Annotated in this window: 20 protein-coding genes and 1 pseudogene; 4 read left to right on the top strand and 17 right to left on the bottom strand. The window is 68.9% G+C overall.

What is annotated here, in order from left to right:
- Positions 1–203: 203 nt before the first annotated feature.
- From OG456_RS29685 to OG456_RS29670, 4 genes are all read right to left on the bottom strand, one after another.
- Positions 204–578 carry an FKBP-type peptidyl-prolyl cis-trans isomerase gene (locus OG456_RS29685; RefSeq protein ID WP_116503132.1) on the bottom strand — a complete coding sequence of 125 codons (375 nt, stop codon included), beginning with the start codon at positions 576–578 and terminating at the stop codon, positions 204–206.
- A gap of 59 nt (positions 579–637) precedes the next feature.
- Positions 638–1,654, bottom strand: coding sequence for an FKBP-type peptidyl-prolyl cis-trans isomerase (locus OG456_RS29680; protein ID WP_266566283.1), 1,017 nt, complete (start codon positions 1,652–1,654; stop codon positions 638–640).
- A 144-nt stretch (positions 1,655–1,798) separates the two neighbouring features.
- Complete coding sequence (pafA, locus tag OG456_RS29675; RefSeq protein ID WP_030606492.1) at positions 1,799–3,160, bottom strand: Pup--protein ligase; 1,362 nt, start codon at positions 3,158–3,160, stop codon at positions 1,799–1,801.
- Positions 3,161–3,169: 9 nt separating this feature from the next.
- On the bottom strand, positions 3,170–4,429 hold the full coding sequence (locus tag OG456_RS29670) for an MFS transporter (protein ID WP_266566281.1): 1,260 nt from the start codon (positions 4,427–4,429) through the stop codon (positions 3,170–3,172).
- 123 nt (positions 4,430–4,552) lie between these two features.
- On the opposite strand from OG456_RS29670, the gene OG456_RS29665 reads away from it, so the two are divergent.
- Complete coding sequence (locus tag OG456_RS29665; protein ID WP_266566279.1) at positions 4,553–5,590, top strand: LacI family DNA-binding transcriptional regulator; 1,038 nt, start codon at positions 4,553–4,555, stop codon at positions 5,588–5,590.
- A gap of 66 nt (positions 5,591–5,656) precedes the next feature.
- On the opposite strand, the gene prcA is transcribed toward OG456_RS29665, so the two are convergent.
- The 6 genes and pseudogenes from prcA to arc all read right to left on the bottom strand — a co-directional run bounded on the left by prcA (position 5,657) and on the right by arc (position 11,459).
- Positions 5,657–6,415, bottom strand: a complete 759-nt coding sequence (gene prcA / locus OG456_RS29660; RefSeq protein ID WP_266566277.1) for a proteasome subunit alpha — start codon at positions 6,413–6,415, stop codon at positions 5,657–5,659.
- Between the two features lie 83 nt (positions 6,416–6,498).
- Positions 6,499–7,341: a proteasome subunit beta gene (gene prcB, locus OG456_RS29655; protein WP_266566275.1), complete on the bottom strand. Its 843-nt coding sequence runs from the start codon at positions 7,339–7,341 to the stop codon at positions 6,499–6,501.
- A pseudogene (locus tag OG456_RS29650) lies at positions 7,293–7,449 on the bottom strand (endonuclease domain-containing protein); the annotation flags it as partial. The gene prcB and the pseudogene OG456_RS29650, both read right to left, overlap by 49 nt.
- A gap of 114 nt (positions 7,450–7,563) precedes the next feature.
- Positions 7,564–7,782, bottom strand: a complete 219-nt coding sequence (locus OG456_RS29645) for a ubiquitin-like protein Pup (RefSeq protein ID WP_011027899.1) — start codon at positions 7,780–7,782, stop codon at positions 7,564–7,566.
- Between the two features lie 120 nt (positions 7,783–7,902).
- Positions 7,903–9,414 carry a depupylase/deamidase Dop gene (gene dop, locus OG456_RS29640; RefSeq protein WP_341483354.1) on the bottom strand — a complete coding sequence of 504 codons (1,512 nt, stop codon included), beginning with the start codon at positions 9,412–9,414 and terminating at the stop codon, positions 7,903–7,905.
- A 278-nt stretch (positions 9,415–9,692) separates the two neighbouring features.
- Positions 9,693–11,459 (bottom strand): proteasome ATPase, encoded by a 1,767-nt coding sequence (arc, locus tag OG456_RS29635; RefSeq protein WP_266566270.1) that lies wholly within the window; start codon positions 11,457–11,459, stop codon positions 9,693–9,695.
- A 254-nt stretch (positions 11,460–11,713) separates the two neighbouring features.
- Between arc and OG456_RS29630 the strand changes: the two genes are divergently transcribed.
- Positions 11,714–12,028: a ferredoxin gene (locus OG456_RS29630; protein WP_227293762.1), complete on the top strand. Its 315-nt coding sequence runs from the start codon at positions 11,714–11,716 to the stop codon at positions 12,026–12,028.
- 100 nt (positions 12,029–12,128) lie between these two features.
- On the opposite strand, the gene OG456_RS29625 is transcribed toward OG456_RS29630, so the two are convergent.
- From OG456_RS29625 to OG456_RS29615, 3 genes are all read right to left on the bottom strand, one after another.
- Positions 12,129–12,707, bottom strand: a complete 579-nt coding sequence (locus tag OG456_RS29625; RefSeq protein WP_266566266.1) for a hypothetical protein — start codon at positions 12,705–12,707, stop codon at positions 12,129–12,131.
- A 219-nt stretch (positions 12,708–12,926) separates the two neighbouring features.
- Positions 12,927–13,832 (bottom strand): tRNA (adenine-N1)-methyltransferase, encoded by a 906-nt coding sequence (locus OG456_RS29620; RefSeq protein ID WP_116503110.1) that lies wholly within the window; start codon positions 13,830–13,832, stop codon positions 12,927–12,929.
- 62 nt (positions 13,833–13,894) lie between these two features.
- Positions 13,895–15,409 carry a site-2 protease family protein gene (locus OG456_RS29615; protein ID WP_266566263.1) on the bottom strand — a complete coding sequence of 505 codons (1,515 nt, stop codon included), beginning with the start codon at positions 15,407–15,409 and terminating at the stop codon, positions 13,895–13,897.
- Positions 15,410–15,615: 206 nt separating this feature from the next.
- On the opposite strand from OG456_RS29615, the gene OG456_RS29610 reads away from it, so the two are divergent.
- On the top strand, positions 15,616–16,473 hold the full coding sequence (locus tag OG456_RS29610) for a RecB family exonuclease (RefSeq protein ID WP_266566261.1): 858 nt from the start codon (positions 15,616–15,618) through the stop codon (positions 16,471–16,473).
- Positions 16,474–16,511: 38 nt separating this feature from the next.
- Positions 16,512–17,183, top strand: a complete 672-nt coding sequence (locus OG456_RS29605; RefSeq protein ID WP_116503106.1) for a response regulator transcription factor — start codon at positions 16,512–16,514, stop codon at positions 17,181–17,183.
- Positions 17,184–17,266: 83 nt separating this feature from the next.
- Here the strand turns inward: OG456_RS29605 and OG456_RS29600 are convergent, their stop codons facing one another.
- From OG456_RS29600 to metH, 4 genes are all read right to left on the bottom strand, one after another.
- Complete coding sequence (locus OG456_RS29600; RefSeq protein WP_266566257.1) at positions 17,267–18,856, bottom strand: ABC transporter substrate-binding protein; 1,590 nt, start codon at positions 18,854–18,856, stop codon at positions 17,267–17,269.
- 77 nt (positions 18,857–18,933) lie between these two features.
- Positions 18,934–20,538 carry an ABC transporter substrate-binding protein gene (locus OG456_RS29595; protein ID WP_266566255.1) on the bottom strand — a complete coding sequence of 535 codons (1,605 nt, stop codon included), beginning with the start codon at positions 20,536–20,538 and terminating at the stop codon, positions 18,934–18,936.
- A 369-nt stretch (positions 20,539–20,907) separates the two neighbouring features.
- Positions 20,908–21,603: an HAD family phosphatase gene (locus tag OG456_RS29590; protein WP_266566253.1), complete on the bottom strand. Its 696-nt coding sequence runs from the start codon at positions 21,601–21,603 to the stop codon at positions 20,908–20,910.
- 142 nt (positions 21,604–21,745) lie between these two features.
- The gene (gene metH / locus OG456_RS29585; RefSeq protein WP_266566251.1) at positions 21,746–25,267 is read right to left on the bottom strand and encodes a methionine synthase; all 3,522 of its coding nucleotides are present in this window, start codon (positions 25,265–25,267) and stop codon (positions 21,746–21,748) included.
- Positions 25,268–25,555: the final 288 nt, after the last annotated feature.

The raw sequence follows: 25,555 nt of genomic DNA, 5'->3' as shown, positions 1-25,555 counted from the left end.
CTCTTCGAGAGCCCCCTGGCTCTCCCCCATCCGAACGTCGACCGTACCGCTCCGGGGTGTCGTGGCAAAAGCCGAGGACAAGGGGTGCATCCCAAAAGGGATTCGGTGGAGGGAGACGGGCTGGGCCCATGCCAGGAGGCATGGGCCCAGGGTTGACCACTTGCGGTCACAGTCTGATCAGACAGCGACCGCGTCGCTGACGATCAGACGCCGATCAGGTCGCAGACGAAGATCAGCGTCTCGCCGGGGGCGATCACGCCGCCGCCGGCGCCACGCTCGCCGTAGGCGAGGTGGGCGGGGATGGTCAGCCGGCGGCGGCCGCCGACCTTCATGCCCTGGATGCCCTTGTCCCAGCCGGTGATGACCTGGCCGGCGCCGAGCTGGAACTCCAGCGGGTTGCCGCGGTTCCAGGAGGCGTCGAACTCCTCGCCGGTGGAGAAGGCCACGCCCACGTAGTGGACCTTGACGTAGTCGCCGGGCTTGGCGACGGCGCCGTCGCCCTCCCAGATCTCCTTGATCTCCAGGTCAGCCGGCGGCTGGCCCTCGGGGAAGTCGATCTCGGGCTTCTCGATGCTCACGTCTCTTGCTCCTGCTGCTAAACGGTTGGGCAACCCGGACAGTCTTGCATCCCGCAGGGTCAGGACGTGGCCAGGATGTCGACGACGAACACGAGCGTCGAGTTGGCCGGGAGCGTGTCGCCCTTGGCCTGCTTCCCGTACGCCTGGTCGGCCGGGATCACCAGCAGGACGCGGTCACCCACGTGCTTGCCGACGAGACCCTTGTCCCAGCCCGGGATGACCTGGCCCTGGCCGATGACCGTGGTGAAGGGCTGGCCGGCGTTCCACGAGGAGTCGAAGAGCGTGGCCTTCGGCTTACCCTCGTTGATCTTCCAGGCGGCGCCGCTGTACTGCATGGTGACCGTCTTGCCGCTCTTGACCTCGGCGCCCTTGCCCTGGATCAGGACCTGGTCGACCAGCTTCTTCGGCGGGTCGTTCTTCGGCACGGAGATCGTCGCGGGCTCCGGCTTGTCGGCCTTGATCTGCGGCAGGTTCGACGGGATGGACGCCTGCGTGCCCGTCGCCATCTTCGGGGTGACCTTGCCGACATCGATCGCGAAGACCAGCGTGTCGGTGCCGGTGACGCCCGCCTGCTGGTTGCCCTGGCTGCCGAAGCCGGCGGCGGGCGGCGCCACGACGAGGACGCGGCTGCCTTCCTTCTGGCCGACCAGGGCGTCCGCGAACGCCGGGATGACGGACTTCGAGCCCGCGGTGATCATCTGCGGGCTGCCGCCCTGCTGGTAGGAGCTGCCGAGGTCCTTGCCGCTCTTCCAGACCTTGCCGGTGAAGTTCATCGACACCAGGTCGTCCTTCTTGACCACGGCGCCGTCACCCTGCGACAGCGTGTGCACGACGAACTTGCCGCTCGGCTCGGCCTTCGGCACGGTGATCTTCGCCTGCTTGCCGACGGCGCCGCTGATCTCCGGCATGGGCGAAGCCGAGTCGACGGGCTTGGGCGCGGCCGCCTCGGCCTGGGGCGAGGAGGACGCCGAATCCGCCTTGTCCGTGTCGCTCTTCTTGTTGTCATCACCCCCGCACGCCGTCGCGGTCAGCGCCAGAGCCGGGACGATGAGCAGAGCAGCAAGTCGGCGTCGCACAGTGATCCTCAGGTTGCGGGTTACGTGAGTACGGTCCAGCCACTGTAGGCCCTCACGTCACATACCCGGGGTACCGCACACGCACCAAAGGGCCCCGTACGCAGATCACGTACGGGGCCCCGGGCCGACGGTGAGCCGGTCGTCCTACATTCCGGCGATCAGCTTCTCCACCCGGTCGTCCACCGACCGGAAGGGGTCCTTGCACAGCACCGTCCGCTGCGCCTGGTCGTTCAGCTTCAGGTGCACCCAGTCGACCGTGAAGTCACGGCGCTGTTCCTGGGCCCTGCGGATGAAGTCGCCCCGCAGCCGCGCGCGCGTGGTCTGCGGCGGCACCGACTTGCCCTCGAAGATCTTGAGGTCGTTGCAGATGCGGGCCGCCTGTCCCTTCCTCTCCAGGAGGTAGTAGAGGCCCCTGCGGCGGTGGATGTCGTGATACGCGAGGTCTATCTGCGCGACCCGCGGATGCGACATGGTCATGTTGTGCTTGGCCCGGTACCGCTCGATGAGCTTGTACTTCATCACCCAGTCGATCTCGGTGCCGATCCGGTCGAGGTCCTCGGCCTCGATCGAGTCGAGAACGCGGCCCCACAGTTCAAGGACCTGCTCGACGGTGCCGGTGCGGATCCCGCGGCGCTCGCAGAAGTCCACGGCCTTCTCGTAGTACTCGCGCTGCACCTCGAGGGCGGATGCCTCGCGGCCGCTGGCCAGGCGCACCTTGCGCCGGCCGGTGATGTCGTGACTGACCTCGCGGATGGCCCGGATCGGGTTCTCCAGTGTGAGGTCACGCATGACCGTGCCGGCCTCGATCATGCGGAGCACGAGGTCGGTGGCGCCCACCTTGAGGAGCATCGTGGTCTCGGACATGTTCGAGTCGCCGACGATGACGTGCAGGCGCCGGTAGCGCTCGGCGTCCGCGTGCGGTTCGTCGCGGGTGTTGATGATGGGGCGGGAACGCGTGGTCGCGGAGGACACGCCCTCCCAGATGTGCTCGGCACGCTGGCTCACGCAGTACACGGCGCCGCGCGGAGTCTGCAGCACCTTGCCCGCGCCACACAGCAGTTGCCGTGTGACCAGGAACGGAATGAGGATGTCCGCGAGTCGCGAGAACTCCCCGTGACGGGCCACCAGATAGTTCTCGTGGCAGCCGTAGGAGTTTCCCGCCGAGTCGGTGTTGTTCTTGAAGAGATAGACGTCGCCCGCGATTCCCTCCTCGTGCAGGCGGCGTTCGGCGTCGACGAGCAGGCCTTCCAGAATGCGCTCGCCCGCTTTGTCGTGCGTGACCAACTCGGTCACGTTGTCACATTCGGGAGTTGCATATTCCGGATGTGACCCGACATCGAGATAGAGGCGGGCGCCGTTCCGCAGAAAGACATTGCTGCTGCGGCCCCATGACACGACACGGCGGAAGAGGTACCGCGCCACCTCGTCAGGAGACAGGCGGCGCTGTCCCCTAAACGTACATGTGACGCCGTACTCGTTCTCCAGCCCGAAAATGCGGCGGTCCATGAGTGAACATTACGCCTGATGCCCTGTGCTGAAACCGGGTTCGACAGCACCGTTTCGATCATTTTCCGATGAGCCCGCGACACGCCCGGCGTTACGGGGAGCTGCGAGGACACGTCCGGTGGCGAGGAGCACGAGCAGCGCGGCCACGCCCGCGGCTCCGGGAACGGCGAAGCCCCACACCGTGCCGCCCCACTCGACGACCGGTCCGGCCGCGGCGGTTCCGATCGACGTACCCACCGTGAACGTCGTCACGAGCCACGAGAACGCCTCCGTCACCGTGCCGCGCGGCGCGTGCCGGTCGACGATGATGAACGCGCACGCGATCGACGGGGCGAGGAACACCCCCGCGAGCGCCGTCAGGGCCGTCATGGCCACGACCCCCGGCATCAGTACCAACGGCACGTAGAAGAGGGCCAGCAGGGCCACCAGCCACCGCAGCCGCCGCTCGGGCACACCGGCCCACTGCCGCACCCCGTAGACCGAGCCGCCCGCCAGCGCGCCGAGCCCGAGCGCCGCCATCAGCCAGCCGTACGTCACGTCGCCGCCGTGTCCGTCCGCGTACGAGACGCCCGCCACCGTGATCGAGCCCAGCGCCGTCCCGATGAACAGGAACGCCCCGAGGAGTGCGAGGAGTCCGGGCGAGCGCAGGGCGCCCAGCCAGTGCGCCTCACGCGGCGCCGAGCGCCACGCGCGCGACGGCTGCGACACCACCACCGACAGCGCGCCGAGCACGCCGACGACGTTCACGACGACGAGCGCGGCCTGCGCCGACCACAGCGAAACGCACACGGTGACGAGCAACGGACCGACGGTGAACATGACTTCCTGCGCCACCGCGTCCATGGCGTACGCGGTGTGCACCTGGTCCTCGCGCGGCAGCACGTTCGGCCACAGCGCGCGCAGCCCGCCTTCCAAGGGCGGCGTGAACAGGCCGGCCGCGCCCACGGCGATGTACGCGAGCGCCGGTGACCCGGTCCCGGCGAAGGCGAAGACGGTCATGGCCACGGCCGACGCCAGCGCTGCCGGGAGCTGCACTCGCGGCTGTCCCCGCAGGTCCACGAGCCGGCCGAGCAGCGGCTGCCCCACCGCGTTGGAGACGCCGTACACCGCGGCGAGCGCCCCGGCCAGGCTGTACGTGCCGCCCTCGGCGCGCACGAACAGCACGATCGCGATGGCGGCCGTAGCGTTCGGCAGCCGCCCCACCAGGGTGCCCGCCAGCAGCCGCGCCGCGTGCCGCGCCTTGAGGATCTCTGCATATCCCGCGGCCATCGCCCGCCCTCTCGCCGCCCCGAGGCGCTTAGGTTTTACGTATAACTTCGAGGGTCATACGTACCATGTCCGCAGGCCACGGGTCCACCCGAAGGCCCCGCCGCACACCCCACGGAGGCATGAGTGACGACCGGGTCAGACGAGACGGCCCCCGCGCGTCCCACCAGCCGCGACGTCGCCCGCGCCGCCGGAGTCTCCCAGGCCGCCGTCTCCCTCGTACTCGGCGACAAATGGCGCGGCCGCGTCGCCGAAGCCACCGCCGAACGCGTCCGCGCCGCCGCCCGCGACCTCGGCTACCGCCCCAACCTCGCCGCCCGCAACCTGCGCCTCGGCCGCACCCGCACGGCCCTCCTCGTGGTCCCCGCCCTCACCAACGAATTCTTCGCCGGCGTCTACACCGGGGCCGCCCGCGTCGCCGCGGAGCACGGCTTCGGCGTCGTGCTCTACCCCTCCCCCGAAGGCATCGGCCCCGCGCGCGACCCCTTCGACTCCGCACGCGCGGCCCTCGACGGCGTCCTCGCCTCCTCCATGGCCTCCGACGCCGTCACCGCCATCCGCGGCGGCGGACTCCCCCTCGTCATGCTCGACAGCGACCCCGACGACACGGCGGGCACCGGCGGCGCGGCCACCGTCAACCTCGACATCGCCGACGGGATGCGCCAGGTGACGGAGCATCTGCTCGCCCTGGGCCACCGCAGGTTCCTCCACCTCGCCTCGGCCGTGCCCTCCTGGACCTTCGACGTACGCGCCCACGAGCTCGCCGACCGCACGGCCCGCGTCCCCGAAACCCACGTGAGCACCGTGCGCTCACCCCTGACGGTCGAGGCGGCCCGCACCGCCGCGCAGGCCGCGCTCACCGCCCCAGGACCCCGCCCCACCGCCATCGTCTGCGACGACGACAAACTCGCCACCGGCGCCTACAAGGCCGCCCGCCGACTGGGCCTGCGCGTCCCCGACGACCTCTCCGTCACCGGCTTCGACGACCTCTCGCTCGCCACCGCCGTCGAGCCCGAACTCACCACTGTCCGGCTGCCCGCGGAGCTCTTCGGCGAGCGGGGCATGGCCGCGCTCCTCGCCGTCCTGGACGGCCGCACCCCGGAAACCACCGCGCTCCCCGTGGAGTTGGTCGTCCGCGGCTCCACGGCCGCGCCCGCGGGCTGACACGACGAACGGCGCCCCGACCGCTTGCACGGTCGGGGCGCCGGACACCTCGGCAGGAAACCCTGCTCACTCCTCGTCGTCGGACTCCTCGTCACTGCTCTCCACCGGCTCGGCGGACGTCGCCGCACCGGCCTCGAGCAGCCGCGACAGCTGCGGCCCCACGATGCGCTTGAACTTCCGCTGCTGCGGGCGCGTGCGGTCGAGGACCGCCACCTCGAGCCGCTCCGCGGGGATCTCCCGCTCACTGCCGTTGGTGTCCCGCGACAGCGCCTGCACCGCCAGCTTCAGCGCCTGAGCGAGAGTCATCCCGTCCCGGTGGCGCTGATCCAGATAGGTGCTGATCTGCTCCGCGTTTCCCCCGACCGCGACCGAGCCGTGCTCGTCGACGATCGATCCGTCATGCGGAAGGCGGTAGATCTGGTCACCCTCGGGCTCGGACCCGACCTCGGCGACCACCAACTCGACCTCGTACGGCTTCTCGGCGCTGCTCGAGAAGATCGTGCCCAGCGTCTGCGCGTACACGTTCGCCAGGCCACGCGCCGTCACATCGTCGCGGTCGTAGGTGTAACCGCGCAGGTCGGCGTAGCGCACACCGCCGATCCGCAGGTTCTCGTACTCGTTGTACTTGCCGGCGGCGGCGAAGCCGATCCGGTCGTAGATCTCGCTGAACTTGTGCAGCGCACGGGACGGGTTCTCGCCGACGAACACGATGCCATCGGCATACTGCAGCACAACCAGGCTGCGACCGCGGGCGATGCCCTTGCGGGCGTACTCCGCCCGGTCGGCCATGGCCTGCTGGGGTGAGACATAGAACGGCGTCGACACCGGCTGTCCGTCCCTTTCTGTCAGTGACTCAGTGACTCAAGTCTCGGGCGAATGGCGCTTCGGGCATGACGGATGCGTACCGGTCAGAGAAGCGCGGCCCGCGGGCCGTCGGGCTGCTCCAGCCGGCGCTCGAGGATGGAACGGGCGATCTGCGCACCCTCCTCGTCGGTGAGCCTGCGGAACCCGTCGTCCGTGATCACGGTGACGATCGGGTAGATCCGGCGCGCCACGTCGGGACCACCGGTCGCCGAGTCGTCGTCGGCCGCGTCGTACAGGGCCTGCACGACGAGCGTCGTGGCCTCCGCCTCCGTCAGATCGTCGCGGAAGAGCTTCTTCATCGCCCCACGCGCGAAGATCGACCCGGAGCCGGTCGCCGCGTACCCGCGCTCCTCGCTCCGCCCGCCCGTGACGTCGTACGAGAAGATGCGGCCCTTGCCGCGGTCCACGTCGTACCCCGCGAACAGCGGCACCACGGCCAGACCCTGCATGGCCATGCCGAGGTTCGACCGGATCATGGTCGAGAGCCGGTTCGCCTTGCCCTCCAGCGACAGCTGGGCGCCTTCCACCTTCTCGAAGTGCTCCAGCTCCAGCTGGAAGAGCTTCACCATCTCCACGGCCAGACCGGCCGTACCGGCGATACCCACCGCCGAGTACTCGTCCGCCGGAAAGACCTTCTCGATGTCGCGCTGAGCGATCATGTTGCCCATCGTGGCCCGGCGGTCACCGGCGAGGATGACACCGCCGGGGAACGTGACGGACACGATCGTCGTGCCGTGCGGCGCCTCGATCGCGCCCTTCACCGGCAACGCACGGTTCCCGGGCAGGATTTCCGGCTGATGCACGGACAGGAAGTCCACGAAGGACGAGGATCCAGGCGTCAGGAAGGCTGCTGGTAGACGCCCGGTGCTACGAGTGTTGGCTTCCACGCGATTCCTTCCACGTAGGCGGCGGCGCGACGGATGACATCGGGACGAATGTCCCAACTTGCCGATGGCCGAATTGCAGTTGAAGCACAGTACGTCAGGGACCCTACCCGCGGAACGGCGGTGATCCACATCCGTGGCGGGGTGCTTGGGACGGCTTCGGTCGACGACCCGCCCGCCCCCGGCACCCCGGCCACACCACCTTCAGTTCAAAGGTGGAACGAGCTACTCGCCGCCCTTTTGAACGAAGCTCCGCACGAAGTCCTCGGCGTTCTCCTCGAGGACGTCGTCGATCTCGTCCAGCACGGAGTCCACGTCGTCGCTCAGCTTCTCCTGGCGTTCCTTGAGGTCCTCGGAAGCCTGCGCGTCCTGCGCCTGCTCCTCGACCTCCTCGGTGGAACGCGTGGCCTTCTGCTGTCCGCCGCCGGTGTCCTTGGTCGCCATCTACCTCACCCCGCTCGGTTCGACGTTCTTGATCAGACCCTACAAGCCGGGTCCGACATCGGCCCCGCACTTCGTCCAACGTGCGAGGCCCACCTCTGTGATTCCCCTGCCGCAGGCTTTTCAGCCTCCGGACAGCACCCGGACCAGATCTTCGGCCGTGCGGCACCGGTCGAGCAGCTCCTTCACGTGATTACGCGTTCCGCGAAGGGGTTCGAGGGTTGGGACCCGCTGCAGAGAGTCACGGCCGGGCAGATCGAAGATCACCGAGTCCCAGGAGGCCGCGGCGACGTCGTCCGCGTACTGCTCCAGGCAGCGCCCGCGGAAGTACGCCCTGGTGTCCTCCGGCGGCTTCGTACGGGCCCTCTCGACCTCCGACTCGTCCAGGAGCCGCTTCATCCTGCCGCGGGCCACGAGACGGTTGTACAGGCCCTTCTCGGCCCTTACATCGGCGTACTGGAGGTCGACGAGGTGGAGCCGCGCGGCGTCCCAGTCGAGGTTGTCGCGACGGCGGTAGCCCTCCATGAGCTGCCGCTTCGCGACCCAGTCGAGCTCTCCGGCCAGGCTCATCGGATCGCTCTCCAGGCGGCCGAGCACGTCCTCCCAGCGGGTCAGGACGTCCTTGGTCTGCTCGTCGGCGTCCGCCCCGTAGCGCTCCTCGACGTACTTCCTGGCGAGCTCGAAGTACTCCATCTGGAGCTGCACCGCGGTGAGCGTGCGGCCGCTGCGGAGTGTGACCAGGTGCTGCAGGCCGGGATCGTGGGAGACCTGGTGGAGGGTGCGCACGGGCTGGTCGACGGCCAGGTCGACAGCGATGAAGCCGTCCTCGATCATGGAGAGGACCAAGGCCGTCGTGCCCAGCTTGAGATAGGTAGAGATCTCGGAGAGGTTCGCGTCGCCGATGATCACGTGCAGGCGGCGGTACTTCTCCGCGTCCGCGTGTGGCTCGTCCCTGGTGTTGATGATGGGGCGCTTGAGCGTCGTCTCAAGGCCGACCTCGACCTCGAAGTAGTCCGCGCGCTGGCTGAGCTGGAAGCCGTGCTCATGGCCGTCCTGGCCGATGCCGACGCGGCCGGCGCCGGTGACGACCTGGCGGGAGACGAAGAAGGGCGTCAGGTGACGCACGATGTCCGAGAAGGGGGTTTCCCGCTTCATCAGGTAGTTCTCGTGCGTGCCGTAGGAGGCACCCTTGTTGTCGGTGTTGTTCTTGTAGAGGTGGATCGGCTGGGCCCCGGGGAGCTGGGCGGCGCGCTCGGCGGCCTCGGCCATGATGCGCTCGCCGGCCTTGTCCCACAGGACGGCGTCCCGCGGGTTGGTGACCTCGGGGGCGCTGTATTCGGGGTGTGCGTGGTCGACGTACAGGCGGGCACCGTTGGTGAGGATCACGTTGGCCAGGCCGATGTCCTCGTCGGTGAGCTGGCTGGAGTCGGCGACCTCCCGGGCGAGGTCGAAGCCTCGCGCGTCCCGCAGCGGATTCTCCTCCTCGAAGTCCCAGCGGGCGCGGCGCGCCCGGTGCATCGCCGCCGCGTAGGCGTTGACGATCTGGGACGAGGTGAGCATGGCATTGGCGTTGGGGTGGCCGGGGACGGAGATCCCGTACTCCGTCTCGATGCCCATTACTCGCCGTACGGTCATGCGGCCCTCCTTGCCCGGCGGCGCCCCCGTTCGGGGGCGGCGCTCAAGTACCGCTGGTTCTCCGGTGCGCGTGCGGTGCCCGTCCCCGCGCTGCGCGACTCGGCGGTACCGAAGAGCCTAGAACGCCTATGCGCTGGTGGGGAGATCATTACCGTCATTGCTGTTGCTGAGCCTGCGAGCCGGCCGCTGCCGGGAAACCGGAAAGTCGGCCGGAATTGTTGCCTGGAAAACAGTCGGCTGCGGGTACCCGGTAGAGGCACCCGCAGCCGCCCTGCCTTTTACAGGTACTGCCCGGTGTTCGCCACCGTGTCGATGGAGCGTCCGGTGTCCGCGCCCTGCTTTCCGGTGACGAGCGTACGGATGTAAACGATCCGTTCGCCCTTCTTACCGGAGATGCGAGCCCAGTCGTCCGGGTTGGTGGTGTTCGGCAGGTCCTCGTTCTCCTTGAACTCGTCCACACAAGCCTGGAGGAGGTGGGAGACCCTGAGGCCCTTCTGGTTGTGCTCGAGGAAGGCCTTGATGGCGGCCTTCTTGGCGCGTCCGACGATGTTCTCGATCATGGCGCCCGAGTTGAAGTCCTTGAAGTACAGGACTTCCTTGTCACCGTTGGCGTACGTGACCTCGAGGAAGCGGTTCTCCTCGCTTTCCGCGTACATCTGCTCCACGGCGGTCTGGATCATCCCGTGGACCGTACTGGCGCGGTCGCCGCCGTGCTCCCCGAGGTCGTCGGAGTGCAGCGGGAGGCGGGCGGTCAGGTACTTGGCGAAGATGTCCTTGGCCGCTTCGGCGTCCGGGCGCTCGATCTTGATCTTCACGTCGAGTCGTCCGGGCCGCAGGATCGCGGGGTCGATCATGTCCTCACGGTTGGAGGCACCGATCACGACCACGTTCTCCAGGCCCTCCACACCGTCGATCTCGGCGAGCAGCTGGGGGACGATGGTGTTCTCCACGTCCGAGCTGACGCCGGATCCGCGGGTGCGGAAGAGGGACTCCATCTCGTCGAAGAAGACGATGACGGGCGTCCCCTCACTGGCCTTCTCACGCGCACGCTGGAAGACGAGGCGGATCTGCCGCTCGGTCTCGCCGACGTACTTGTTGAGCAGCTCCGGACCCTTGATGTTGAGGAAGAAGCTCTTGCCCGTGGCCTGTCCGGTCACTTCCGCGACCTTCTTGGCAAGGGAGTTGGCCACTGCCTTGGCGATCAGGGTCTTGCCGCAGCCGGGAGGCCCGTAGAGCAGGACGCCCTTGGGCGGCCGCAGCTCGTGCTCCTTGAACAGGTCCGGGTAGAGGTAGGGGAGCTCGACCGCGTCGCGGATCAGCTCGATCTGGTTGCCCAGACCGCCGATCTGCTCGTAGCCGATGTCCGGGACCTCTTCCAGGACGAGCTCTTCGACTTCGCTCTTGGGTACGACTTCGTAGACATAGCCGGATCGGGGTTCGAGCAGGAGGGCGTCGCCGGGGCGGATGGTGATGTCGAGGAGCGGTTCGGCGAGCCGGACCACCCGTTCTTCATCGGTGTGCCCCACCACCAGGGCGCGCTCGCCGTCCTCGAGGATCTCCTTGAGGGTGACGATGTCGCCGACGCTCTCGTACTCCATGGCCTCGACCACGTTGAGCGCTTCGTTGAGCATCAGTTCCTGGCCGCGCCTGAGCTCTTCGAGCTCCACGCTGGGGCTGACGTTCACCCGGAGCTTGCGGCCGCCGGTGAAGATGTCGGCGGTACCGTCCTCGTTCGCCACGAGGAAGACTCCGAAGCCGGCCGGCGGCTGCGCGAGCCGGTCGACTTCCTCCTTGAGGGCCACGATCTGGTCGCGGGCCTCCCGGAGCGTGTTGGCGAGCCGCTCGTTCTGTGCGGACACGCCGGCCAGGTTGGTCTGCAGCTCGACGATCCGCTCTTCGAGAATCCTCGTATGGCGCGGAGAGTCGGCGAGCTTGCGTCGCAGGACGGCGATCTCCTGCTCAAGATAGGCAATCTGACCGGCGGGGTCGTCGGACCCTCTTCCCGGGCGGATGCCGCGGTTCATGTCGTCGTCGTGGGCTGCCACGGTCCTCACCTCCTCCAAGGGGAGCTGGACGCTTCCAGACCCTACCTGGGTGGGTGTCGATTGAAACCCCTAGATCACAAAGACGAAGGGGGTGTGTCCGATCTTCACCCTTGCGCTCTCCCTCACGCCAGGGGAATACCCACCCAACAACATCGGAAAGCGGCCGGTTGTAGGGTCGAAGTGTTCAACACCCGTCGGAGCTGGCCCGACTTGCTGGTACGCGGGGTGCTTCGAGGCAGGAAACGGCAGGAGATATGAGCGTGCAGCAGGAGGCCGGATCCGGCATCGACAGCGGTGTCGCCCTTGAGGTGTGGATCGACCAGGACCTCTGCACCGGCGACGGGATCTGCGTGCAGTACGCGCCAGAGGTCTTCGAGCTGGACATCGACGGACTGGCCTATGTGAAGGGCGCGGAGGACGAGCTGCTGCAGGCGCAGGGGGCCACCACTCCGGTGCCGCTGCCGCTGCTGAACGACGTCGTGGACTCCGCGAAGGAGTGCCCGGGCGACTGTATTCATGTACGTCGCGTTTCGGACAGGGTGGAGGTCTACGGCCCTGACGCGGAGTGACCGCGGGGTTCCCGCACGTCACTCAACGTGGGAGAAGGCCAACGAAAGGGGCCCGTGCCGCCGTTCCCGGCGGGCAGGGCCCCTTTTCGTATGCCGTGCTTCAGACGCTGCGTGCCTCCGCGGGAGTGGAGCGCACGAACGCGTCGCCCTTCCACTGCCACTTGGCCTTGTCCTGGGTGTCGGGGCAGCAGCTGGGGACGGCGGAGTTGGAGTAGCCGAGGAGTGTTGCGGTGACGGCCTGGTCGCGCACCGCCACGTCGTCGGCGGTGAGCCGGTTCTTCGGGTCGACGAGGGTGGCGACGATGCGCGGCTTGGCGTGGGCTTCGTGGGGCTGGGTGAGGACGTAGACGCCGTTCGGCGGGGTGCCGGAGCCGGCGTCGCAGCGGACCACGGCGACGGTTTCCGGCCTGCCGTCACCGTCGAGGTCCCCGGTGGCTTTCTTCACCACGAGGATCTTGGCGGGGCCGCACTCGAGCGGGAAGTGGACTGCGGCCGCGTCGGGCGGTGCGGCGGCGGTTCTGGTGCCGACGGGTGGTGTTCCCGGCTGGGCCGCGGTGGCCGCGCCGGGCTGCAGGAACGAGGAGGCCGCGACGACGGCCGATACGGCCGCGGCGGTCGCGAGCCAGTGGATGGGGCGGGTGGTGGTGTGCGCCAGTTCCGGGACGGCGGGGTGCTGCACTAGGAGTGTCTCCTGTGAGGGCTGTGCCGGTGGGGGTGGCCAGCATCGTGCCATACCTCACACCGTGGGGGAACGTCAGGGTCCGCTGATTCTCAGCTTCCTCACGTGTCCTTGCCGTATCGTGCGCGCCACTCCTCAACGAACGGGCGCCGCCGTCGAGTTCCCCCGATATGCGGGGAACTCGACGGCGGCGCCTGTGCGTTGTGTCGGGTGTCCGGGTCAGCGCCCGGCGTTGCCGCCGTCCGCGTTCGGGCCCGAGTAGTCCTCGCCGTACGCGCCCTTGGCGGGGCGGCGGCGGCGCATGGGCGGCTCGACGCCGTCCGCGAGGCGGCGGGCGGTGAGGAGGAAGCCGGTGTGGCCGATCATGCGGTGGTCCGGGCGGACGGCCAGGCCCTCGACGTGCCAGTTACGGATCATCGACTCCCAGGACGTCGGCTCGTTGAAGCAGCCGATCTCGCGGATGGACTCGACGGTCCGCGCGAGCTGGGTCGTGGTGGCGACGTAGCAGCAGAGGATGCCGCCGGGGACGAGTGCCTTGGAGACGACCTCGAGGCACTCCCAGGGGGCGAGCATGTCGAGGATGACGCGGTCCACGTCGGCGTCGCTCAGGTTGTCCTGGAGGTCGCCGACGGTGAGCTGCCACGCGGGGTGGGGGCCACCGAAGTAGCGCTCCACGTTCTGCGTGGCGATCTCGGCGAAGTCCTCGCGGCGCTCGTAGGAGTGCAGCATGCCCTCGTCGCCGATGGCGCGCAGCAGGAAGCTGCTCAGCGAGCCGGAGCCGACGCCTGCCTCGACGACGCGTGCGCCGGGGAAGATGTCGGCGAAGGCCAGGATCTGCCCCGCGTCCTTGGGGTAGACCACGGCGGCGCCGCGGGGCATGGACAGGACGTAGTCGGGGAGCAGGGGGCGCAGCGCGAGGTAGGCGACGTTTCCGGTGGTGCGGACAACGCTGCCCTCGGGAGCGCCGATCAGCTCGTCGTGGGGGAAGGAACCCTTGTGGGTGTGAAAGTTCTTCCCGGCCTCGAGCGTGAACGTGTAGTGGCGGCCCTTGGGGTCGGTCAGCTGTACCTGGTCCCCGACCTTGAAGGGCCCGCGTCGGCGGGCGGCACCGGTCGGTTCGGACATGTGACCAGCCTACCGGTCCGCGGAGGGCCCGCGGACCAGGGGCGCAGGGAGTGCGGGCCCGGTCAGGAGGGGCGGGCCATGGCCTTGACGAAGGCGCGCTCCACGTCGGCGGCGGACAGGACGCCGTAGATGGCTCCGCTCTCCTCGACGACGAGGTACTCGGTGGCGGGGGTGGCGCGGAGGGTGTCGAGGAGCTCCTCGCCGGCGAGTTCCGCGGAGACGCGCATGCCGTCGGTGAGGTCATGGGCGAGGCCGCTGACGGCGACCCAGGGGCGGCGGTGTTCCGGTACGCCGACGATGGCGGCCTCGCGCACGAGGGACCTGGGTTCCCCGTCGGCGTCGACGATGACGAGGGCGCGGGCGCCCGCCTCGTTGGCGCGGCGCAGGGCCTCGGACAGCGGGGTGGCGCTCTCCACGGGGACGGCGCGGCGGGTCAGGGTGCGGGCGCGCAGCTCCGGGAGGTGTTCGCGCAGGCGGGCCATGCGGAGGCTGTTGCCGGCGCCTGTCCAGATGATCGCGGCGAGGATGGCGGCCAGCAGGGCGTCGGTGACGGTGTCCATGCCGCTGACGTCAGCGGCGCCTTCGCCGAGGGCGCCGGACTGGGTGAGCAGCGGGAGTCCGATGAGGACGGTGATCGCGAGGGCCCGGCCGACCCAGGCGGCGGCGATGGTGCCGCTCATGGGCTTGCCGGTGATCTTCCAGACGATGGCGCGGAGCATGCGGCCGCCGTCGAGGGGCAGGCCGGGCAGCAGGTTGAACGCGGCGACGATGAGGTTGGAGATCATCAGTCCCGCGAGCAGGACGCCGGGCACGGTGCCGGGTTCCACGGCGAGCATGCCGAGGTAGAAGACGCCGGCCAGGACGAGGGAGAGCAGCGGTCCGACGAAGGCGAGTACGAACTCGCGTCCCGGCGTCTCGGATTCCTTCTCGATCTCGGAAACGCCACCGAAGAACTGGAGCTGGATGCGGCGCACCGGCAGCTTGAAGCGGAGCGCGGCGACGGTGTGCGCGAGTTCGTGGACGAGTACGGAGGCGTAGAACGCGACCGCGAAGAAGAGCGAGACCAGATAGCGGACCGCGCCGAGTCCGGGCAGGACGTGGTCGAGTTGTCCGCCGAAGACCCAGGTGATGAGGGCGGCGACGAGGAACCAGCTGGGCGCGACGTAGACGGGGACGCCGAAGGGGCGCCCCATGAGGAGTCCGCCACGGGGCTCGGGAGCCTTGGTGGGACGGCGGCCGCTTGTCGCGGGGGTGCGGGTGGGCGGGGAGTCGCCCTGGGACACGGGGTCCTGAGCGGGCGGGGCCGTGTCATCGCCGCCGGCCGGGGGCTGCTTGGTGAACGGGTCCGGGCCGGGGGCGGTGTCCGGGGCAGTGTCCGGGGTGTCGCCCTCGTCGGCCGGGGTGGCGTCCTCGGGGTGCTCCTTGTGCGGCGGCTCTTCCGGGTCCCGGGGCGTGTGCGGGACGGAGTTCGCGCGGGCCGCGCCGTTCGCGCTCGCGGGTGGTGGGGGCGTGGGGCGGGCGGCCTGATGGTCGTCCGTCGTGCCGCTGCCGGGCTGCGGCCGGCCGCTCTCGTCCACGGTGATCCCTCGGTCCCCTCGTTGGAAATCCCTCGCTCCTGCCGTTGCACGATCATGCAGGGCGAGGGGGTCTGCCGTCGATGGTATGCGTCCGGTGTGGCGCGGCCCTCGTCGACTCCCCTGCGGCGGCGCCGTGCCCCGCTTCCCAGGACGCCCGTGACGCGTTCGTACCTGACTGTCAGTGGCGGCCCGTAAGGTCTGTCGTCATGGAAACCAGCACCGAAGGGGCCGCCGCGGCGGCTCGCCCTGCGTCGCTCTCGCCGTCGCGCGCGAGCGACTTCATGCAGTGCCCGTTGCTCTACCGATTCCGGGTGATCGACAAGCTGCCCGAGAAGCCGAGCGAGGCGGCGACCCGCGGCACGCTGGTGCACGCCGTGCTGGAGAGACTGTTCGACGCTCCGGCGGGAGAGCGGACGGCCCCGCGGGCCAAGGCGCTCATTCCCGGCCAGTGGGACCGGCTGCGCGAAGTGAAGCCTGAGCTGGCCGAGCTGTTCGCGGACGACGGCGAGGGTGAGCGGATGGCGCGCTGGCTCGGCGAGGCCGAGCAGCTCGTCGAGCGCTGGTTCACGCTCGAGGACCCGACGCGTCTGGAGCCCGCCGAGCGGGAGCTGTTCGTCGAGGCCCAGCTGGACTCGGGCCTGAAGCTGCGCGGCATCATCGACCGGGTCGACGTGGCGCCGACGGGCGAGGTCCGGATCGTCGACTACAAGACGGGCAAGGCCCCGCGCCCCGAGTACGCGGAGGGCGCCCTCTTCCAGATGAAGTTCTACGCGCTGGTGGTGTGGCGTCTGAAGGGGGTCGTGCCGCGGCGGCTCCAGCTGGTCTATCTGGGCAGCGGTGACGTGCTGACGTACGACCCGGTGGTGGCGGACCTGGAGCAGGTGGAGCGCAAGCTGCACGCGCTGTGGGACGCGATCCAGCTGGCCACGGAGACGGGCGAGTGGCGGCCGCGCCCGACGAAGCTGTGCGGTTGGTGCGACCATCAGGCGGTTTGTCCGGAGTTCGGTGGGACTCCCCCGCCGTATCCCCTTCAGATCAGGGCGTCCGGGTCGGACGCCGGCTAGCAGGGCAGAATGGGCCCGGACTACCGAAGGAGAGTTACGTGGCGATCCGCGTCCTACTGGTCGACGACCAGCCGCTGCTCCGTACCGGGTTCCGGATGATTCTGGAGGCCGAGCAGGACATCGCGGTCGTCGGCGAGGCCGGAGACGGCCTGCAGGCGCTCGACCAGGTCCGGGCCCTGCAGCCCGATGTGGTGTTGATGGACATCCGTATGCCGCGGATGGACGGTGTCGAGGCGACCCGGCAGATCACCGGTCCCGGCCGGGACGGTCCGGCGAAGGTGCTCGTCCTGACGACGTTCGACCTCGACGAGTACGTGGTGGAGGCGCTGCGCGCCGGCGCCAGCGGCTTCCTCCTGAAGGACGCCCCGGCCAACGAGCTGGTGCAGGCGATCCGAGTGGTCGCGGCGGGCGAGGCGATGCTCGCGCCGAGCATCACGCGCCGGCTCCTCGACAAGTACGCGGACCATCTCCCGTCGGGCGACGACCCGGTGCCCGACACCCTGCACACGCTGACCGAGCGTGAGGTCGAGGTCCTGAAGCTCGTGGCACGCGGCCTGTCGAACGCGGAGATCGCGGCGGATCTGTTCGTCAGCGAGACGACGGTGAAGACCCATGTCGGCCATGTGCTGACGAAGCTGGGGCTGCGCGACCGCGTGCAGGCTGCCGTGTACGCGTACGAGAGCGGTCTGGTGCGTCCCGGCGCCCAGTAGAAGGCTTCAGCGAGAACAGCGGCGTCTGAGAGAACAGGCCGGTGGCCGCCTCCCGCGAAGGGAGGCGGCCACCGGCCTGTTGGTTACGCGGTGCCCTTGCTGATCTCCCAGAAGCGGAAGACGGTCGAGGCGTCGAGGCAGGACTCCAGGCCGTAGACGCTGTCGCGGACGACGGCGTACTGCTTGGCCTGCCAGACGGGCAGGACCGGTAGCTGGTCGGCGACGATGTTCTGGAGCTGCTCGAAGTCCCGGTCGGTGGAGGCGCGGTCGCTCTGTGCCCCGGTCTCCGGGATGATCTTCCCGGTGATGGTGCTGTTGGTGTAGTTGTTCCCGAGGACGTTGCCGGCGCCGAAGAACGGCTGGGTGAAGTTGTCGGGGTCCGGGTAGTCCGGGACCCAGCCCTTCACGTACACGCCGTACTTGCCGGTCTTGATGTCCTTCTCGTACTGGCCGTACTCGATGGACTTCATGTCGGCGTCGAACAGGCCGCTCGCGTTGAGCTGCTTGGCGATGGCCGTCAGTTCCTGGTCGGTGGCGGGGCCGTAGCGCGAGGGCGTGGACCAGAGGGTGATCTTCACCTTGCCGGTGATGCCGTCGGCGCGCAGCGCGGCGCGGGCCTTGTCGGGCGAGGGGTGCGCGCCGTAGGTGTCGAAGAAGGCGGTGTTGTGGCCGCTGATGCCCGCCGGGATGATCGAGTACAGCGGGGTGGCGGTGTCCTGGTAGACCTCGTCGACCAGGGCGTCCCGGTCGATCAGGTACGCCATGGCCTTGCGGACGGACAGGCGTCCCGCGACGGGGTCCTTCATGTTGAAGACCAGGTGCTGGACCTCGGCGCTGGTGCCCTCGACGACGTCCATGGTGTTGCTCGTCGAGGTGGAGTTCTCGATGCCGGCGATGTCCTTGGCGGCGAGTCCGCGGTAGGCGAGGTCGATGTCGCCGCCGACGAGGGCCTTCTTCAGGCCCGCCTGGTCGCCGTGGAAGAACTTGATGGTCATGCCGGAGTTCTGGACCCTCGCGGTGCCCTTGTAGCCCGGGTTGACCGAGAAGACGGCCTTCTTCTTGTCGAAGGAGTCCAGCTTGTAGGGGCCGGAGCCGATGGCCTTGCCGTCCGTGCGCAGGCCGTCCATGGAGTAGGCGGCGTGGTCGACGATGGAACCGGCGCCGGACGCGATCTTGCTGGGGAAGGTGGCGTCCGCGTGCTTCAGCTTGAAGACGACCGTCTTGGCGTTCGGCGTCTCGACCTTGTCGAGCATGGGGAACATGATCGCCGGGCCGGCGTCGTCACCGATGTTCATCATGCGGTCGAAGGAGAACTTGACGTCCTTCGAGGTGAGCTTGTGGCCGTTGCTGAACGTGAGTCCGTCGCGCAGGGTGCAGGAATAGACGCGGGTGCCGGAGTCCGTGAAGGAGCACTCCTTGGCCGCTTCGGGTTCCGGCTCCGTGCTGCCCTTGGGGAAGCTCAGGAGCGACTGGAACACGTTGTTGAACAGCAGCCACGACCCCGGGTCGTAGCCGGACGCCGGATCGGTGGCCTGGATGTCGTCGGACATTCCCATGACCACGGCCCCGCCCTGCCCGGCGGCATCGCCCTGGTCGGTGCCACAGCCGGCCAGCAGGGCCGCGGTGAGTCCCGTCCCGAGGGGCAGGACCAGCCACTGGTTGCGCATTCTCACGTACGTGCCTTGTCGTCAGTGGTGCGGAAAACGGGCGAGCCGGCCGCCCTGGAAGGGGAGGCCGGCTCGCGCGGGGATCAGCCGCTCACGCCGCGGCCGAGCTCCCAGAGCTGAAGGATCGAGGAGGAGCTCAGCGCCCACTCGACTCCGGTGATGTCGTCGCGGGCGGCGACATACTGCTTGCCCTGCCAGAGCGGGAGGACCGGTACGTCGTCGGCGACGATGTTCTGGATGCTGGTGAGGCTCTTGGAGGCGGTCAGCCGGTCGGCCTCACGACGGGACTCGGGGATGAGCTGGTCCCGGATCGTGCTGTTCGCGTACGGGGACGCGAGGAAGTTGTCCTTGTCGAGGAACGGCGCGATGAAGTTGTCGGCGTCGGGGAAGTCGGGGAACCAGCCGAGGCCGTAGACGTCGTACTTGCCCTTGAGTTCGGAGGCACGGTACGTGTCCCAGGCGTCGCCCTTGATGCCGACGTCGAACAGGCCGCTGGAGTTGAGCTGCTTCTTGAGCACCTCGAACTCCCGCTTGGTGGCGGGGCCGTAGTGGTCGGTCGTGTAGTGCAGGGTCAGCTTCACCGGCGTGGTGATGTTGGCCCGCGACAGGATCGAGCGGGCCTTGGAGACGCTCGGCTCGCTGTACCTGTTGAAGAACGAGTTCGTGTGGCCGGTGATGCCGGCGGGCACGAGCGAGTAGAGCGGCTCGGCGGAGGTGCCGTAGACGTCGGCCGTGAGCTGGCCGCGGTCGACGACCTGCGCCATGGCCTGCCGGACGGCCTTGCTCTTGACCACCGGGGCGCTGGTGTCGAACCCGAGGTAACGGATCTCCATGCCCGGCATCTCGACCAGGTTGACGTTCTTGCCCGGGTTGTCCGAGAGCTGCTTGATCTGCTCCGGCGACATGGTGCGCGTCATCATGTCGACGTCGCCCTTTTCGAGGGCCTTGCCCATGGCGTCGGCGTCCGCGAAGGAGACCAGTTCCACCTTGTCGTTCTTCGGCTTCAACTGCCCCTTGTAGTGGGGGTTCTTGGTGAAGACGGCCTTGACGAGGGTGTTGTCCTTGACCTTGGCGTCAAGGGTGTACGGGCCGGAGCCGTCGACCGCGAAGCCGTTGCGCAGCTTCCCCTTCGTGTAGTCGTCGGGGTTGACGATGCCGGCCGTGGGTGTGGCCAGCTTGTACGGGAAGGTGGCGTCGGGGCTCTTCAGGTGGAAGATGACCTCGCTGCGGCCCTTGGTCTCGATCGTGTCGACGCTGGAGAGCAGCGCGGAGGAGCCGCTGTCGCTCTTGATACCGAGCACACGGTCGATGGAGAACTTCACGTCCGAGGCGGTGACGGGGGTGCCGTCGGCGAACGCGAGACCCTTGCGCAGGGTGCAGGAGTAGCGCTCGTTGCCGGTGTCGGTGAAGCCGCAGGTCTGGGCGGCCTCGGGCACCGGCTCGCCGCCGCCGCGCGGCATGGCCATCAGGGTCTGGATGGTCTGGCGCAGCACGTTCCAGGAGCCCGCGTCGTAGGCGTACGCGGGGTCGAACGGGGCCGGGACCGCCTTCGAGGCAACGAACCGGTCGGTGGTACCGACGGCAATCGGGTTGCCGTCCTTGCCCCCGCTGTCGGACCCGCCGCAGGCGGCGAGCACAGGCGCGAGCAGGCCTATGACGGCCGGCAACACCAAAGTCTTGCGGTTCATGCTCGAAGTTCTCCAGAGCTGTCGATCCCGTGGGCCCGGCAACGGGGGTGGTGTCGACGGGACACGAGGGGTTACGGCGATGTTCTCGCCACGACATTAATGCGCACGGCGAAGCGTCCCGAAGGGGCCGGAGCCACGGCTTCATCACGCTACGAAACCGGGCGCGGACACACCGATAACCCCACAGGGGTCGCTTCGGCTCAGGGTCCGACCAATCGGGACACAAGGTCACTCAGGGTGGGATGGGGGGTGGGGTCGCAGCACAGGTCCGTATACCTGTCGACCCCACGTCGAGTGGGAAACGTCACATGCTCAACTAGGTTGATGGGCGCAGCATTTCGGCCACGCGCGAGCGGTGTTACCGAAGGTTCAGTAGCCCATCAGGCCATGTAGAAAAGGGAGGTTGACGTGTTCGAGCGAGGGGACGACGGTGCGCCGGTAGGCGGGTGCGATGGGGGCCACGGAGGGTACGGCGACGACGTGGCAGCCGGCCGCCTCGGCGGCGGCGACACCGGTGGCGGTGTCTTCGATGACGGCGCATCTGGCCGGATCCGCACCCAGTCCCGCGGCGGCGAGCAGATACGGGTCGGGGTACGGCTTCGTCCGCTCGACCTCGTCACCTGCGACCGTGAGCGAGAAATGCTCGGGGCCGAGCGAGGTCAGGACCCGGTCGATGATGCGGCGGTGCGAGGCGGACACGAGGGCCGTGGGGACCTCGTGGGCGGCGAGTTCGGCAAGGAGCCGCGCGGCGCCCGGCATGAGCGGCAGGACGCTGCTGATGCGCTCCTCGAAGCCGTCGTTGAGCAGCACGGTCAGCTCGGGGAGCGTGATGTCCGCGCCGGTCGCCTCGATGAGGAAGCCGGCACTGCGGGTCATGGGGCCGCCGACGACGACATGGCGCCACGCCTCGTCGAGCGCGTGCCCCAGGGAGCCGAAGACGGCGACCTCGGCGTCCCACCAGAAGCCTTCGGTGTCCACCAGAGTGCCGTCCATGTCGAGGAGCACGGCCTGCAGGGCGGAGCCTTCGGCCGTTCGGGTACCGAGAGCGGGGACCGTACTGGTCATCCGGGCACACCTCCGTGAGGGACGAGAAGGCCGGCCGCCTCCTTTTGACAGGAAGGCAGCCGGCCTGCACTGGACCGACCAGTGTACGACTTCTGCGGATCAATGCGCGCGCCGACATCTCGCGGGCGGCCTCCGCACCGCGCTAGCGCGCGTTGAAGTACTTCGCCTCGGGGTGGTGGATGACGATCGCGTCCGTGGACTGCTCCGGGTGGAGCTGGAACTCCTCTGAGAGGTGGACGCCGATGCGCTCGGGCTCCAGGAGCTGAGCGATCTTGGCGCGGTCCTCGAGGTCCGGGCACGCTCCGTAGCCGAGCGAGAAGCGGGCGCCGCGGTACTTGAGCGCGAACATGTCCTCCATCTCGGCGGGGTCCTCGCCGGAGAAGCCCAGCTCCGAACGGACGCGTGCGTGCCAGTACTCGGCGAGCGCCTCGGCCAACTGGACGGACAGGCCGTGCAGTTCCAGGTAGTCGCGGTACGAGTTCGACTCGAAGAGCTTGGCGGTCTCCTCGCCGATCCGGGAGCCGACGGTGACGACCTGAAGGCCGACGACGTCGGTCTCGCCCGACTCCTCGGGACGGAAGAAGTCCGCGAGACACAGCCGGCGGCCGCGGCGCTGGCGCGGGAACGTGAAGCGGGTGCGCTCGTTGCCCTGTTCGTCGAGGAGGATCAGGTCCTCGCCCTTGGACACGCACGGGAAGTAGCCGTAGACGACGGCCGCTTCCAGGAGGTTCTTGGTGTGCAGTTCGTCCAGCCAGCCGCGCAGCCGCGGGCGGCCCTCGGTCTCCACCAGCTCCTCGTACGTGGGCCCGTCGCCGGTGCGCGCCTGCTTGAGGCCCCACTGACCCTTGAACAGGGCGCCCTCGTCCAGCCAGGACGCGTACTCCTTGAGCTGGATGCCCTTGATGACGCGGGTGCCCCAGAAGGGGGGCTCGGGGACCGGGTTGTCGGTCGACGTGTCCGAGCGCGCCGGCTCCTCGTCGGGCCGCTCATCGATCTGTACGGCGCCCGCCTTGACCCGGCGCTGCTTGAGCTCGGGGAGCGTGGCGCCGGGGACTCCCCGCTTGACGGCGATGAGCGCGTCCATGAGGCGCAGGCCCTCGAACGCGTCGCGCGCGTAACGGACTTCGCCCTCGTAGATCTCGTGGAGGTCCTGCTCGACGTACGCCCTCGTCAGCGCCGCGCCGCCGAGGATCACGGGGAAGTCGGCGGCCATCTTGCGCTGGTTGAGCTCCTCCAGGTTCTCCTTCATGATCACAGTGGACTTGACGAGGAGTCCGGACATGCCGATGACGTCGGCCTTGTGCTCCTCGGCGGCTTCCAGGATCGCGGAGACGGGCTGCTTGATGCCGAGGTTGACGACGTTGTAGCCGTTGTTCGACAGAATGATGTCGACGAGGTTCTTGCCGATGTCGTGGACGTCGCCGCGCACGGTGGCCAGGACGATGGTGCCCTTGCCCTCGGCGTCGGACTTCTCCATGTGCGGCTCCAGAAAGGCCACCGCGTTCTTCATGACCTCGGCGGACTGGAGGACGAACGGCAGCTGCATCTGGCCGGAGCCGAAGAGTTCGCCGACGACCTTCATGCCGTCCAGGAGCGTCTCGTTGACGATTTCGAGGGCGGGGCGGGTCTGCAGCGCCTCGTCGAGGTCGGCCTCCAGACCGTTCTTCTCGCCGTCGATGATGCGGCGCTTGAGGCGCTCGTCCAGGGGCAGCGCGGCCAGTTCCTCGGCCTTGCCGGCCTTGAGGGACTTCGCGGTGGCGCCCTCGAACAGCGCCATCAGCTTCTGCAGCGGGTCGTAGCCCTCCGCGCGACGGTCGTGGATCAGGTCGAGAGCCGTCTGCACCTCCTCCTCGCTGAACCGGGCGATCGGCAGGATCTTCGACGCGTGCACGATCGCCGAGTCGAGGCCCGCCTTCACGCACTCGTCGAGGAAGACCGAGTTGAGGAGGATGCGGGCGGCCGGGTTGAGGCCGAAGGAGATGTTCGACAGGCCGAGCGTGGTCTGCACGTCGGGGTGACGGCGCTTCAGCTCACGGATCGCCTCGATGGTGGCGATGCCGTCCTTGCGCGACTCCTCCTGGCCGGTGCAGATGGTGAAGGTGAGGCAGTCGATGAGGATGTCCGACTCATGGATGCCCCAGTTGCCGGTCAGGTCGTCGATGAGGCGCTCGGCGATGGCGACCTTGTGCTCGACGGTGCGGGCCTGGCCCTCCTCGTCGATGGTCAGCGCGATCAGGGCGGCGCCGTGCTCCTGCGCGAGCCGGGTGACCTTCGCGAAGCGGGACTCGGCGCCGTCGCCGTCCTCGTAGTTGACGGAGTTGATGACCGCGCGGCCGCCGAGCTTCTCCAGGCCGGCCCGCAGGACCTCGACCTCGGTGGAGTCCAGGACGATCGGCAGGGTGGAGGCGGTGGCGAAGCGGCCGGCCAGCTCCTCCATGTCGGCGACGCCGTCACGGCCCACGTAGTCGACGCAGAGGTCGAGCATGTGCGCGCCCTCGCGGATCTGGTCGCGGGCCATCTCGACGCAGTCGTCCCAGCGGCCCTCCAGCATGGCCTCGCGGAACTTCTTGGAGCCGTTGGCGTTCGTGCGCTCGCCGATCGCCATGTACGAGATGTCCTGGCGGAACGGGACCGTCTGGTAGAGCGAGGCGGCGCCCGGCTCGGGGCGCGGCTCGCGGACGGTGGGGGTGAGGCCGCGGACGCGCTCGACGACCTGGCGCAGGTGCTCGGGCGTGGTGCCGCAGCAGCCGCCGACGAGGGAGAGCCCGTACTCGCGGACGAACGTCTCCTGCGCGTCGGCCAGCTCGGGGGCGGTCAGCGGGTAGTGCGCGCCGTTCTTGCCGAGGACGGGCAGGCCGGCGTTGGGCATGCAGGACAGCGGGATACGGGAGTGACGGGCGAGGTAGCGCAGGTGCTCGCTCATCTCGGCCGGGCCGGTGGCGCAGTTCAGGCCGATCATGTCGATGCCGAGGGGCTCCAGGGCGGTCAGCGCCGCGCCGATCTCGGAGCCGAGGAGCATCGTGCCGGTGGTCTCGACCGTGACCGAGCAGATCAGCGGGAGGTTCGTACCGGTGGCGTCGAGGGCGCGGCGGGCGCCGATGATCGAGGCCTTGGTCTGGAGCAGGTCCTGCGTCGTCTCGACGAGGAGCGCGTCGGCGCCCCCGGCGATCATGCCCTCGGCGTTCTGCTGGTAGGCGTCACGCAGCGCGGTGTACGCGGCGTGACCGAGGGTGGGCAGCTTGGTGCCGGGGCCCATGGAGCCGAGGACCCAGCGCTGCTGTCCGGTGCTCGTGGTGAACTCGTCGGCGACCTCGCGGGCGATGCGCGCGCCGGCCTCGGAGAGCTCGAAGACGCGCTCGGGGATGTCGTACTCCCCCAGGGCCGCGAGATTCGCGCCGAACGTGTTCGTCTCGACGCAGTCGACGCCGACCGCGAAGTACTCCGCGTGGACCGAACGGACGATGTCGGGGCGGGTGACGTTCAGGATCTCGTTGCAGCCCTCGAGGTTCTCGAAGTCCTCGAGGGTCGGGTCCTGCGCCTGGAGCATCGTGCCCATCGCGCCGTCGGCCACGACCACACGGGTGGCCAGGGCTTCACGGAGGGCGTCGGCTCGGGTCCGGCCGGCGGAGTCGGTGGACGGGACGGGCGTTGGCAACGAGGCCATGAAAGTGCTCCCTGAGGTGCGACGGCTGTCGGCTTTGCGGCTCCCATGAAGGAGGCGCACCCGGTCAGGGTAGCCGGGCCGGTGGTTTCCGCGCGGAGGCGTCCACTGGCCGGAACGGCCATGTGGCGCGGGGCGCGGGTGTGTGCGGGTGCGTTCCGAACCGGGGCGTCGAGCCAAACGGGGCGAAATATAGGCTCCTCGCGTATTCGCACGAGGTCGGCAACGACCGATAGTGTTCAGCATTGTCGAACGTTGCTCGGCGAGAGGATCGAGGGAGGAAGGGCTGGG

It is taken from the genome of Streptomyces sp. NBC_01446, assembly GCF_026340095.1.
Lineage (GTDB): Bacteria > Actinomycetota > Actinomycetes > Streptomycetales > Streptomycetaceae > Streptomyces > Streptomyces aureus.
Note: the sequence above shows the minus strand (reverse complement) of the source record. Positions and strands in the feature narration are given on the sequence as shown.